This is a genomic window from Luteimonas sp. RC10, assembly GCF_014192745.1.
In the GTDB taxonomy this organism is placed as follows: Bacteria; Pseudomonadota; Gammaproteobacteria; order Xanthomonadales; family Xanthomonadaceae; genus Luteimonas.
This window is the reverse complement of record NZ_JACHYJ010000007.1, coordinates 123,990-137,269: the sequence shown is the minus strand read 5'-3', so window position 1 is coordinate 137,269 and position 13,280 is coordinate 123,990. Positions and strand designations below refer to the sequence as shown.

The following is a 13,280-nucleotide window of genomic DNA, read 5'->3' as shown; positions in this document are numbered from 1 at the left end:
TGGGCATGCCAGACTGTGACAATGGAGACTCCGACGATTCTGGTCGCCGACGACCACCCGCTGCTGCGTGCCGCGGTCCTGCATGCACTGCGCGATGGCCTGGGCGAGATCCGCGTGGTCGAGGCCGCCAGCGCCTCGGCCGTCGAGGCTGCGCTGCGGGCCCACCCCGAGATCGAGCTGGTGCTGCTCGATCTGGCGATGCCCGGCGCCCGCGGCCTGTCCACGCTGGTGTGGCTGCGCGGCGAGCGGCCCGAGCTGCCTGTGCTGGTGATCTCGTCCAACGACCACCCGCGCACCGTGCGCCGGGTGCAGCAGTTCGGCGCCGCCGGCTTCATCTCCAAGTCGGCACCGGCCGAGTCGATCGCCCAGGCGGTCGCGGCGGTGCTCGACGGCGGCAGTTGGTTCCCGCCGCTGACCGCCGAGCGCTCGGAGGCCGATGCCCAGCTGGCCAGCCGCCTCGCCCAGCTCACGCCGCAGCAGGTGCGGGTGCTGCTGTGCCTGGCCGACGGCCTGCTCAACAAGCAGATCGCCCACCAGCTCGGCCTGGCCGAGAACACCGTCAAGGTCCACGTGACCGCGATCCTGCGCAAGCTCGAATGCCACAGCCGCACCCAGGCCGCAGTCCTGGTCAAGGCCTTGGAGCCCGAAGACGAAGGCTGACCGCGAGGGCGGTGACGGCGCCACGCGCAGCTTGCCAAAGCGTCACCCGTCGGTCGGCAACGCCGGTTGCGCGTTCAGCTGCTGAAGTTGAAGACGGGCGCCTGCAGTTCCTGCCACAGCCCGTCCCGGGCGAGGGGGAACCCAGCCGCATGGGCCTGCGCGAACCAGGCCTCGATCTGCGCCCGCTCGATCCCGGTCACCGCGTTCTCCATCGCCAGCAGCCCGCAGAAATACAGGCCGATGGCGCTGCCCGCATCGCCGGCGCGCTGGAACTGCGCCAGTGCGGCCTGCGGGTCGCGCGGCATGCCGATGCCGAAGGTCTGCAGCAGTCCGAGGTCGATCCAGGCCTCGACATCGCCGCGCGCGGCCTGCTCGCGGATCGCGGCGACGATGGCGTCGAGCCGCGCCTGCGACGCGGCGGTCGGCGGCGAGCGGGGGTCGGACAGGCCGCCCAGCTGGGTCGGGCGCAGCGCGCCGCGTTCGAACAGGCTCTGCGTGGTCATCGCAAAGCGCATGCGCCAACGCGCCTCCTGCACGGCATCGCCGCGAAGGCGGGCGTCCTCCCACAGGTCGCGCATCGCGGCCGTCGAGCCATGGCGCGCCGCGAGCAGCAGCCACGGACGCCCCTGTTCCGGCCGCGGCCGCCGCAGCGCCCCGCCGTTGTCGCGCTCGCCATAGGGTGCCAGGCTGCCGGTCGACAGCGCGCGTCCCAGTCGCGCCTGCGCGCCCATCACCGCGTCGTCGACGGGGCGCAGCACGGCGGCCCGCCGGTACAGGCGCAGTGCGGTCCAGTCCTGTTGCCGGGCGTGTTGCTGGCCGGCCTCCAGCAGGGTGTGCGCGTCGGCATCGCCCCGGACGGGCGTCGTGGTGACGCAGCCGCTGAGCACCAGCAGACAGGCGCACAGCGCCGCGACGGCAGGACACAGACGTGCGCGCAAGGGCATGGGCATGGCGGGACAGGGCTCCTGGATGGCGGCGGCGTGGCGGTGGCGGGTCGCGAGGATCGGCCGACAGCGCCCGGAGGGCAAGCGCGTTCGCGGATCGGCTTGGCGTCGGGCGTGCGCGGCGCCGCTCAACCGCGACGCAGCAGACGCTGGCTCAGCAAGGCGCGCAGCGCCGGTGGACGCACCGGCATCGGCAGGATGCTCCAGTCACCGGCCTCGACCAGCGCGCGCAACCCGGCGTCCTCGCGCTCGGCCAGCAGGATCACCAGCGGCGCGTCTTCCCAGCTCGCCTGCAGCTGGCGCCACAGTGCGGCGACATCCGCGGCATTCCCCCGCTCGCACAGCAGCAGGACGTCGGGTGCGGCCGCGCCATCGGCCAGCGTCACCGCGTCCGCCGGTGCCCCGACGAACGCCACCGTGCACTGCCACTGCGCCAGTCGCTCGCGCATCGCCTCGCAGGCCACGACGTCGGAATCGATGTACCAGACCCGGCAGCCGCGCAGCGGCGAATCCTCGCCGGGGTCTCGCGTCGGCGCCGGTGCCGGGTGCGCGCCCGGCGGCGCCAGCGGCACCGTGACCGAGAACACGCTGCCCACGCCGGGCTGCGAGCGCAGGCCGATGCGATGGCCGAGCAACCGCGCGATGCGCTCGACGATCGACAGCCCCAGACCGACTCCGCGGTCGTCGCCGCCGCCGTCGTCGAGCCGGCGGAACTCCTCGAAGATCTCGCGCTGGCGGTTGGGCGCAATGCCCGGGCCGGTGTCGTGCACCTCGATGCGCAGCGACGTGCCCTCGCGCCGACAACCGAGCAGGATGCGGCCGTGCGCGGTGTAGCGCACCGCGTTGGACAGGAAGTTCTGCACCAGCCGGCGCAGCAGCACCGGATCGCTGCGTACCCAGGCACGCGTGGGCACCGCGTCCAATTGCAGGCCGCGGGCCTGTGCCAGCACGCCGGCCTCGCGCGCCAGCGCTTCGAGCACCGGGCCCAGCGGCACGTCGCGCACGTCGGCCTGCAGCGTGCCCGATTCCAGCCGCGAGACATCGAGCAGGCTGGTCAGGATGCCGTCCTGCGCCGACAGCGCGCTCTCGATGCTGTCGACGATCGTGCGTGTCTCCGCATTCGGCAAGCGTGCGCGCAGCGCCGAGACGAACATGCGCGCGGCGTTGAGCGGCTGCAGCAGATCGTGCACCGCGGCCGCGGCGAACCGGCCCTTCTGGCGGTTCGCGGCCTCGGCCTCGCGGCGCGCCTGCTCCAGATCCGCGGTGCGCTCGGCGATGCGCTGCTCCAGCGCGTCGGCCAGCGTGCGCAGTTCGCGCGCGGTGGTCTTGTAGGCGGTGATATCGGCGTAGCTGGTGACGAACCCGCCGTCGGGCAGCGGATTGCCGCGGATCTCCAGCACCGTGCCGTCGCTCTTCTCGCTTTCGCGCGCATGCGGCTTGCCGCTGCGCAGATGGTCGAGCCGGCGCTCGATCGCGTCTTCGACTGGGCCGGGGCCGAGCAGGCCGCGTCGCGCGTTGTAGCGGAACACGTCCTCGATCGGCGTGCCCACCCGCACCAGGTCGGGTGGGAAGCGGAACAACTCGATGTAGCGCGCGTTCCAGGCCACGATGCGCAGCTGCGCGTCGATGATGACCACGCCCTGCGGCAGATGCGCCAGCCGCCGGCTCAGCCCGGTATCGGCCTCCTGCGCGGCGGCGACCAGCCCGTCCTTGGCGGTGCGCAGTTCCTCGGCGTGCTGGCGCACCAACGTCTCCAGCTCCTCGCGGCTGCGCCGACGCAGCGCCGCCAGGCGCAGCCGCTGCTGCGCGAACAGCACCACGAACACCAGCGCGATCCACGACACGCCGGCGATGCCGGCCCACTGCCAGGCCGCGATCGCGACCGGCGTCGCATCCTGCAGCAGGTGCAGCGTCCAGTCGGTGTCGGCCAGTGGCGTGCGTTGCCACAGCCAGCGTCCGGACATGGCCGGGTTGTCGATGCGCGCCAGCGCATCGGCGTCGATCGTGCCGGCGAACGGACGCAACGGCTGCCGGCCGTACTGCCGCGTGGATTCGAGTTCGGCGCGTGCGCTATCGCTGAGCGGGGCGAGGACCCGGTAACGCCATTCGGGCCGGCTGGCCAGGAACACGATGCCGTACCGGTCGCTGGCCAGCACCACGTTGCCGGCGTGCGGCCAACGCTCCTCGTACTGGGTCAGCTCGAGCTTGATGACGATCACGCCGACCGCGCGGCCGTCCGCGTCGCGCAGCGCCTCGGACAGGAAGTAGCCCGGCACGCCGGTGGTCACACCGATGCCGTAGAAGCGCCCGCTGCCCTCGCGCAGTGCCTGCTGCACATACGGGCGAAAGGCGTAACGTTCGCCGACGTTGCTGCCCAGCGTGCGCCAGTTGCTGGCCGCGATCGCGGTGCCGTCGGCGCCGATCAAGGTCAGCGTGGACGCCTGCGCGGTACGGTTGGCTTCCTCCAGCCGCCGGTTCAGCCGCTCGCGCGTGGGCGCGTCCACGGGCGCGGCGACCGCGGCACGCAGGTCGGGGTCGAGCGCCAGCAACTGCGGCAGCGCGCGGTAACGCTCGATGCGCTGGTCCAGCGCCTGCGCCTGCAACTGCAATTGCTGCTGCGCCAGCGCGGTCTGCTGGCGCAAGGCGCTCTGGCCACCGACCTGGTAGCCCAGCACGATCGTCGCCACCAGCCCGCCGATCGCGATTGCGGTCCACAGCAGGCGGCGGGCACGGGGCGGGGAGCGCATGGGGCCAGGCTAGCGGCCGACGTGTCGCGGGCTCGCGACGCGTCGCTCGCTCAGAACTGCACCTGCGCGCGGAACTCGACCGCATCGGGCGAAGTCGCGCGGCCGCCGCGGGTGGCGTTGGTGCGCACGTAGTTGGCCTGCAGCTTGAAGTGCGAGGTCAGATACCAGTTGGCGCCGAACGTCCAGTCGTGCTGGCGGCCGCCGGCGATCAGGCCGTCGTCGAGGTCGAGCGTGCTGTAGCGCGCGGCCAGTTCCACCGCGCCGTAGCCGTGCGCCGGCTTGGGGTTGGCGACATTGCCGGCCGAGTACGGCCGGTGCTCGCCGGTGATCAGCCAACTGCCGGCCAGGTAGCCGCCTTCGGCGCGGTAGTCGGGCAGGCCGCCGTCGCGCGCGATGTCGGCGCGCAGCAGCTCGCCCTGCAGCGAGACCGGCCCACGGATCCAGATGCCTTCCAGACCGGTGCGGCGGATGTGATCGACCGGCGCCAGGTCGCCCGAATCGACCAGGCGCACCGGCGTCAGCCCCGCGCCGGGTCGCGCGCGCAGGCGCGCAGTCGGGGCGAAGCGGTCGCCGCGCCCATCGGTCCAGGCCTCCGGGTTCTCGCGCGAGGCCGCCAGCCCCAGGTGCAGCACGTCGCCGTCGGCCTTGCGCGGCGTCCACACCGCACGCCCGGCCAGGGTCTGGCCGTGATTGTCGCCGTGCAGGTCCTGGCCGGCGTAGCCGCCGAGCTGAAACAGCGCGGTCGGCTGTTCGTAGGTCCACTCCACACCGGTCCGCCGGCCCTGGTAGATCGCCTGGATCGGCGCCGCCAGTTCCATGAACGTGCCGGCGCGCGAGGCGGTCACGCCCTCCAGCCCGACCGGCACCTTCATATAGCCCACGCGCAGCTTGCCCAGGTCGCGGCCCAGGAACGCCTTGCTCTCCACGCGCACGAACACGTCCAGCCAGGTCCTGGATTCGAAGTCGAAATAGACCATCGCATCCCAGACGCCAGCCTTCTTGACCGTCGCGCCGAACTCGCGGCGGCGCAGTCCGTCGTCGTCGCTCAGGCGCCGATCGCCGCTGAAATCCACCGTGTCCCAGGCGAAGTTCGCCGTCGCCGCGACGCGGGTGCCGTCGCCGAAGGTGTAGCCGGTCGGCCAGTCGTCGAATTGACGGGCGAACGCAGGAGACGTGCCGGCGGCGAGCGCCAGCAGCAGCGGGAGGGTGGGGCGCATCGGGGGGACCTGAATGGGCGCAGGGCGCGGGTGGGCCGGGCAGTCTAGGCAGTGTGCGCAGCGGATGCACGCGGCGCATAACACCAATGCGCTATCGGCGGATCCGGCATGCGGGCGTACAACACAGCCTCGCCGAGCGCCCGCATGTCGACGGACGCGCCAACCGGATCCTTCGCATGCACGCCATTCCCGCCGCCACGCCGGCCGCCCCGCGGTTGCCGTGGTATCGCCAGTTGTACGTCCAGGTGCTGGTCGCGATCGCGCTGGGTGCGCTGCTCGGCCACTACGCACCGGCGTTCGCCGAGCAGCTCAAGCCGCTGGGCGACGCATTCATCAAGCTGGTCAAGATGATCATCGCGCCGGTGATCTTCCTGACCATCGTCACCGGCATCGCCGGCATGACCCAGCTGCGCACCGTCGGCCGGGTGTTCGCCAAATCGATGGCCTACTTCCTGTTCTTCTCGACGCTGGCGCTGGTGGTCGGCATGGTCGTGGCGCACATCGTCCAGCCCGGCGTGGGCATGGACATCGATCCGGCCACGCTCGATACCGCCGCGGTCCAGGGCTATGTGCAGAAATCGCACGAGCTGACCCTGACCGGCTTCCTGCTCGACATCATCCCCGGCACCCTGGTCGGCGCGTTCGTCGACGGCAACATCCTGCAGGTGCTGTTCATCGCGGTGCTGTTCGGCATCGCGCTGGCGCTCACCGGCGAGAAGGGCCGCCCGGTGCTGACCTTCCTCGAAGCGCTGACCACGCCGGTGTTCAAGCTGGTGCACATCCTGATGAAGGCCGCGCCGATCGGCGCGTTCGGCGCGATCGCCTTCACCATCGGCAAGTACGGCCTGGAATCGCTGGTCAACCTGGCGTGGCTGGTGGGCACGTTCTACGTCAGCGCGCTGCTGTTCGTGCTGGTGATCCTGGGCGCGGTGGCGCGCGCGTGCGGCTTCTCGGTGCTCAAGCTGATCCGGTATCTGAAGGCCGAACTGCTGCTGGTGCTGGGCACCTCGTCGTCGGAATCGGCGCTGCCCTCGCTGATGGAGAAGATGGAAAAGGCCGGCTGCAAGAAGTCGGTGGTCGGCCTGGTCGTGCCGACCGGCTACTCGTTCAACCTCGACGGCACCAACCTCTACATGACCCTGGCCGCGTTGTTCATCGCCCAGGCCACCAACACCGAACTCACGCTGTGGCAGCAGGTCACCCTGCTGCTGGTGGCGATGCTCAGCTCCAAGGGCGCGGCCGGCGTGACCGGCGCGGGCTTCATCACCCTGGCGGCCACGCTGTCGGTGGTACCGACGGTGCCGGTGGCCGGCATGGCGCTGATCCTGGGCATCGACCGCTTCATGAGCGAGTGCCGCTCGCTGACCAACTTCATCGGCAACGCGGTCGCGACCGTGGTCGTCGCGCGCTGGGAGAACGCGCTCGACCGCGACGCGCTCAACGCCGCACTCGACGGCACGCCGGCGCCGGTGATGGCCGCGCCCGATCCGGCCGCCGGCCCCGGTGACCGCGAGGTGCTGGCGCTCGACTGATCGCCGCACCCAGCACCATCCATGCAATTCCTCGGGAGGGGACCCATGACGACACCACATCGCTGGGCCGGCGCCATCGCCGGCCTGTTGTTCGCCTGCACCGGCATCGCCCAGGCGCAGACCGGCCCACAGACCGTGCCGCTGTGGCCGGCCGGCCACCTGCCGACCAACGTCACCGGCCCCGAGCAAGTCGGCAACGAAGGCAGCGCACTGGGTGCGGTGACCCGCATCGCCGAGCCGCGGATGGAGATCTACCGGCCCGCGCAGCCCAACGGCACCGCGGTGCTGATCCTGGGCGGCGGCGGCTACTTCCGCATCCAGGTCGGCACGGCCGCAGCGCCGATGGCGCAGTGGCTGGCCTCGATCGGCACCACCGCCGCGGTGCTGTACTACCGGCTGCCGGGCGACGGCTGGCCGGCGGTGGCGCCGTTCCAGGACGGCCAGCGCGCGATGCGCCTGCTGCGCAGCCAGGCCGATGCGCTGGGCATCGACCCGCAGCAGATCGGCGTCATGGGCTCGTCGGCCGGCGCCAATCTCGGCGGCATCCTCGCCACGCGGTTCGACCACGACTTCTATCCCGCCCTGGATGCTGCCGACCGCACCTCGTCGCGGCCGGATTTCCTGGCGATGCTCTACCCGGTGGTGTCGCTGCAGGCGCCGCTCGACACCACCCGCTCGCGCCGCGAACTGGGCACGCAGTCCGACGCGGTCGCCGCCTACTCGGTCGAATCGCACGTGCGCGCCGACATGCCGCCGGTGTTCCTGGTGCATGCCGCCGACGATCCGATCGCCGATGTCGGCCACAGCCTGACGATGTTCAACGCCACCCGCGCCCAGGGCGTGCCGGCCGAGATGCACATCTTCGAGCGCGGCGGCCATAGCTGGGGCCTGGGCCGGCCGGGCGCGCTGGTCGCGCAGTGGCCGCGCCTGTTCGCGACCTGGGCGCGCAGCCACGGCTTCATGCAGGGTGCGCCGGTCTCGCTGCAGCCGTTGCTCGGCAACACCGCACCCGCGCCGGCCACCGATGTGCCGGACGAGGACATCGACGACGCGGACGGCGACTGACCGCCGCGCCCACGCCACCATCCCGGGGAGGGACATACATGCACCCATTGCGCTCTGCGGCACTCGCTGCCGCCATCGGCCTTGCACTCGGCACGGCCGCCTTCGACGCCACCGCCCAGGACGAGACCGCACTGCGGACGCTCGTCGAACAGCAGGCCCAGATGCTGCAGGCCCAGGCCGCCCAGCTCGAACAGCTCAACGCGCGCCTGGCCGCGCTCGAAGCGGGGCGGCCGGCACCGGCGACCGCCGTCGCCGCGTCGCCTGCGGCCGCGTCCGCGACTGACGCCCAGGTCGCCGCGGCCGTCGCCGACACCCGCCAGGACGACCTGGCAATCCTGCAGGCGCAGGTCGCGCAGCTGGCCGCCAGCGGCGGCACCGGCGGCGGCAACACCAGCTGGCGCCGCGGCGGACCGGAGTTCCGCAACGCCGATCGCAGCTTCACCTTCCACCCGCGTGGCCGGGTGATGATGGACTGGTCGTCGACCCACGGTTCGAACTTCGCCGACCGCAACATCGGCGGCACCGAAATGCGCCAGGTGCGCCTGGGCGCCGAAGGCACCATCGGCGCGCTGGGCTACAAGATCGACGCCGACTTCGCCGACAACGACGTCAGCATCAAGGACGCCTACCTGTCCTGGGATACGCGCCTGGGCAACCTGCCGGCCGAGTTCTACCTCGGCAACAAGCTCAAGGACCGCGCGATCGATTCGAGCACCACGCTCACCCGCACGCCCTTCATGGAGCGCAACGCGGTCGCCTCGATCGGCGCGCCCAACAGCGGCTACTTCGGCCTGGGCGCGCAGATGAAGCTCATCGGCCAGAACTGGCACTACAGCCTGGGCTTCACCGGCGACGACATCGGCAATGCCGGTGCGCAGAGCGATTCGCAGACCGTCACCACACGCGCGCACTGGAACCCGATCAAGCGCGCGCAGGGCTTCGTGCACCTGGGCGGCTGGGCGGTGTACGAGGAGTTCGGCAGCGACGTGACCAGCATCAACAAGGTCCCGCGCATCGCCTCGAGCTTCAACGACAACGTGCGTGTGTCGGCCAGCTCGATCGCCGATGTCAGCCGCGAGACCATCTGGGGCGCCGAGCTCGGCGGCACCTGGCGCAGCGGCTGGGCCTTCGCCGAGTACGCCGAGCGCACCATCGCCTCGCGCACCGCCGACGACTTCACCCAGAAGGCGACCTCGGTCTACGCCGGCTGGCTGCTCACCGGCGAGAAGCCCGGTTTCAGCGCCCGCTCCGGCGTCTGGGGCACCACCCGGGTCGCGCGCCCGGTCACCGACGGCGGCATCGGCGCCTGGGAACTGGCCGCGCGTTTCGACCGCATGGACTTCACCGACGCCCGGCGCGGCGGCGAGGGCGATGCCTGGACGCTCGGCGTGAACTGGTACCTCAACAACTGGTCGCGGCTGATGCTCAACTACGTGCACTGGACCACCGACAACCAGGTCGGCAGCTACCGCGGCCCGGACTCGGGCAACACCGTCAACGTCCGCGCCCAGGTCGTGTTCTGACCTGCGCAATGCGCACCATCCGCCCGCGTCGGGTCCGGCGCGGGCGCCGGGGGTAGAATCACGCGCCTGCCCCCGCTTCCTTAACAGCCAAGACCAATCTGATGTCCAACGACGATTTCCGCCAGGCCGCCCTCGACTATCACCGCCTGTCGCCGCCCGGCAAGATCACCGTCAGCGCGACCAAGCCGATGCTGACCCAGCGCGATCTCGCCCTGGCCTACTCGCCCGGTGTGGCCTACGCCTGCGAGGAGATCGTCAAGGACCCCAACGCCGCCAGCGAACTGACCGCGCGCGGCAACCTGGTCGCGGTCATCAGCAACGGCACCGCGGTGCTGGGCCTGGGCGACATCGGCGCGCTGGCCGGCAAGCCGGTCATGGAAGGCAAGGGCGTGCTGTTCAAGAAGTTCGCCGGCGTCGACGTGTTCGACATCGAGGTCGACGAGCGCGACCCCGACAAGCTGGTGGAGATCATCGCCAGCCTCGAGCCAACCTTCGGCGGCATCAACCTCGAGGACATCAAGGCGCCGGAGTGCTTCATCGTCGAGCGCAAGCTGCGCGAGCGACTGAAGATTCCGGTGTTCCACGACGACCAGCACGGCACCGCGATCATCGTCGGCGCTGCGATCGTCAACGCCCTGGAAGTGGCCGGCAAGCGCATCGAGGACGTCAAGCTGGCGACCACCGGCGCCGGCGCGGCCGGCATCGCCTGCCTGGACATGCTCGTCGCCCTGGGCCTGAAGCCCGAGAACATCCTCGCCTTCGATCGCGACGGCGTGATCCACACCGGGCGCGACAACCTCGACGAGGCCAAGGCCCGCTACGCCCGCGACACCCCGGCGCGCACGCTGGCCGAGATCGTCGCCGGCGCCGACGTGTTCCTGGGCCTGTCGGCCGGCGGCATCCTCAAGCCGGAGATGGTCGCCACGATGGCGCCGCGCCCGGTGATCCTGGCGCTGGCCAATCCGTACCCGGAGATCATGCCTGAGGACGCCAAGCGCGCCCGCCCCGACGCCATCATCGCCACCGGCCGCTCGGACTACCCCAACCAGGTCAACAACGCGGTCTGCTTCCCCTACATCTTCCGCGGCGCGCTGGACGTGGGCGCCACCGGCATCAACGAGGCGATGAAGCTCGCCTGCGTGCATGCCATCGCGCAGCTCGCCAAGGAAGAAGCCAGCGACCTGGGCACCGCGTATGGTGAGGAAATCCCCAGCTTCGGCGCCGAGTACATCATCCCGCGCCCGTTCGACCCGCGGCTGCTGACCATCGTCGCTCCGGCCGTCGCCCAGGCCGCGATGGCCTCGGGCATCGCGCTGCGCCCGATCGAGGACATGGGGGCCTACCGCGAGAAGCTCGGCCAGTTCATCCACCGCACCGGCCTGGTCATGAAGCCGGTCTACGACCGCGCCCGCGGCGACCGCCAGCGCGTGGTCTACGCCGAAGGCGAGGAAGAAATCGTGCTGCGCGCCGTGCAGACCGTCGTCGACGAAGGCCTGGCGACCCCGATCCTGATCGGCCGCCCCGACGTCATCGACATGCGCATCAAGCGCCTGGGCCTGCGCCTGGTCGCCGGTCGCGACTTCGAACTGACCAACATCAACGACGACCCGCGCTTCAACGAGTACTGGCAGCACTACCACGCCATGACCGCGCGCCGCGGCGTCACCCCCGACTCGGCCAAGAACCTGCTGCGCTCGCGCCCGACGCTGATTGCCGCGATCATGGTCGACCGCGGCGAGGCCGACGCGATGATCACCGGCATCGTCGGCCGCTTCCACAAGAAGCTCGGCTACGTGCGCAGCGTGCTGCCGCTCGACCCCGGCCTGCAGAGCACCTCGGCGATGACCGGCGTGGTCAACGACCAGGGCCTGTGGTTCTTCGTCGACACCCACGTCCAGCCCGACCCGACCGCCGAGCAGATCGCCGAGAGCACCATCCAGGCCGCCTACCGCCTGAAGCTGTTCGGCATCGAACCGAAGATCGCCCTGCTCTCGCACTCCAACTTCGGCAGCCACGACGACCCCAGCGCCCGCAAGATGCGCGAAGTGCGCGAGATCCTCGTGCGCCGCGCGCCCCGGCTCGAATTCGACGGCGAGATGATGGGCGACACCGCCTGGGACGAATCCCTGCGCCGCCGCATGCTGCCCGACACCACACTGAGCGGCCGCGCCAACCTCTTCGTGTTCCCGAACATCGACGCCGCCAATATCACCTACAACATGATCCGCGTGATGACCGGCGGCGTGGCCCTGGGGCCGATCCTGATGGGCGTCAACAAGCCCGCCCACATCCTGACGCCCTCGGCCACCCCGCGCCGCGTGATCAACATGACCGCCATCGCCGCCGTCGACGCCCAGATCCGCAAGGCCCAACAACAAGGCGCCTGACCGGCGCCCGTCACCTCCCCCGCATCGCGGGGGAGGTCGGCGCACGCACCCCCAATCAGGTCACCTCCCCCGCACCGCGGGGGAGGTCGACACGCGCAGCGTGTCGGGTGGGGGCGGGGGCTTTTGAGCGGAATGCCGCTTCGTCCAGCGCCACGCGAAAAGCGCCCCCATCCCAACCTTCCCCCGCAAGCGGGGGAAGGAGACAAGCGCCCCGCGCGCGCGTCGTTGCACTCGCGCAGAGAACAACCGAATCGCGCAACCAGATCACCTCCCCCGCATCGCGGGGGAGGTCGACACGCGCAGCGTGTCGGGTGGGGGCGGGGGCTTTTGAGCGGAATGCCGCTTCGTCCAATACGGCGCGAAAAGCGCCCCCATCCCAACCTTCCACCCGTAAAGGGCGCAATGCCCCGCAAGCGGGGGAAGGAGCTAGCGCCCCGCGCGCTGGATCATTCATCGCGCGAGCGGCCACGTCTCGGAGCAGGGCGGAGACAAGCACATCGCGGAGTCCGTCACCGCCCCCGCACCGCGGGGGAGGTCGACACGCGTAGCGTGTCGGGTGGGGGCGGGGGCTTTTGAGCGGAATGCCGCTTCGTCCAGTACGGCGCGAAAAGCGCCCCCCTCCCAACCTTCCACCCGTAAAGGGTGCAATGCCCCGCAAGCGGGGGAAGGCACAAAGCGCGCGCTGCGTCATGCATCGCGCAACCAAATCACCTCCCCCGCACCGCGGGGGAGGTCGACACGCGTAGCGTGTCGGGTGGGGGCAGGGGCTTTGCGCGCAGCCCCACCGCCTTCACTCCGCCCCGTCGTCTCCCACCGCCAACACCTGGGCCAGCGCCGCCGGCAGGCGGTCGAGTTGGTCCTTGTGGACCAACGCATCGCCCTCGGGCATCACATCGCCCGGCAGGCCGTAGGCCGAGCCGGTCATGAACACCACCGGCACCCCGGGACGCAGCCGGCGGGTGAGCGCGAGCGCTTCGGCGCCCGAGAACCCCGGCAGATTGACGTCCGACAGCACCACGCGCGGCGCAAAGGCTTCCAGCGCCTCCACCAGCCCCGCCTCGCTGTGGACCCGTCGCGTCTCGACCGCCACCCCCGCATCGCGCAGGGCCAGTTCGGCGAGCTCGGCATCGTCGCGCGAATCGTCGACGATCAGGACACGCAGGCGTCCAGCCCGCGCGCCATGGCCTTCATCGTCCCCCATGCGG

The 13,280-nt window shown here is 71.1% G+C and carries 9 protein-coding genes; 5 read left to right on the top strand and 4 right to left on the bottom strand.

Annotated elements, in window-relative coordinates:
• Window positions 1-21 precede the first annotated feature (21 nt).
• Window positions 22-660, top strand: coding sequence for a response regulator transcription factor (locus tag FHW73_RS13230; protein ID WP_183427217.1), 639 nt, complete (start codon window positions 22-24; stop codon window positions 658-660).
• Between the two features lie 74 nt (window positions 661-734).
• On the opposite strand, the gene FHW73_RS13225 is transcribed toward FHW73_RS13230, so the two are convergent.
• The 3 genes from FHW73_RS13225 to FHW73_RS13215 form a co-directional block, all read right to left on the bottom strand.
• A complete protein-coding gene (locus tag FHW73_RS13225; protein ID WP_183427216.1) occupies window positions 735-1,610 on the bottom strand; it encodes a hypothetical protein in 876 nt (291 codons plus the stop codon).
• Window positions 1,611-1,732: 122 nt separating this feature from the next.
• Window positions 1,733-4,351, bottom strand: coding sequence for a PAS-domain containing protein (locus FHW73_RS13220; protein ID WP_183427215.1), 2,619 nt, complete (start codon window positions 4,349-4,351; stop codon window positions 1,733-1,735).
• A 50-nt stretch (window positions 4,352-4,401) separates the two neighbouring features.
• The gene (locus FHW73_RS13215; RefSeq protein WP_183427214.1) at window positions 4,402-5,568 is read right to left on the bottom strand and encodes a porin; all 1,167 of its coding nucleotides are present in this window, start codon (window positions 5,566-5,568) and stop codon (window positions 4,402-4,404) included.
• 176 nt (window positions 5,569-5,744) lie between these two features.
• On the opposite strand from FHW73_RS13215, the gene FHW73_RS13210 reads away from it, so the two are divergent.
• From FHW73_RS13210 to FHW73_RS13195, 4 genes are all read left to right on the top strand, one after another.
• The gene (locus tag FHW73_RS13210) at window positions 5,745-7,100 is read left to right on the top strand and encodes a dicarboxylate/amino acid:cation symporter (protein WP_183427213.1); all 1,356 of its coding nucleotides are present in this window, start codon (window positions 5,745-5,747) and stop codon (window positions 7,098-7,100) included.
• Window positions 7,101-7,145: 45 nt separating this feature from the next.
• The gene (locus FHW73_RS13205) at window positions 7,146-8,165 is read left to right on the top strand and encodes an alpha/beta hydrolase (protein ID WP_183427212.1); all 1,020 of its coding nucleotides are present in this window, start codon (window positions 7,146-7,148) and stop codon (window positions 8,163-8,165) included.
• A 38-nt stretch (window positions 8,166-8,203) separates the two neighbouring features.
• Window positions 8,204-9,688 carry a porin gene (locus FHW73_RS13200; RefSeq protein WP_183427211.1) on the top strand — a complete coding sequence of 495 codons (1,485 nt, stop codon included), beginning with the start codon at window positions 8,204-8,206 and terminating at the stop codon, window positions 9,686-9,688.
• A 101-nt stretch (window positions 9,689-9,789) separates the two neighbouring features.
• Window positions 9,790-12,075 (top strand): NADP-dependent malic enzyme, encoded by a 2,286-nt coding sequence (locus tag FHW73_RS13195; RefSeq protein WP_183427210.1) that lies wholly within the window; start codon window positions 9,790-9,792, stop codon window positions 12,073-12,075.
• A gap of 790 nt (window positions 12,076-12,865) precedes the next feature.
• Here FHW73_RS13195 and FHW73_RS13190 read toward each other — a convergent pair.
• On the bottom strand, window positions 12,866-13,276 hold the full coding sequence (locus tag FHW73_RS13190) for a response regulator (protein WP_183427209.1): 411 nt from the start codon (window positions 13,274-13,276) through the stop codon (window positions 12,866-12,868).
• Window positions 13,277-13,280: the final 4 nt, after the last annotated feature.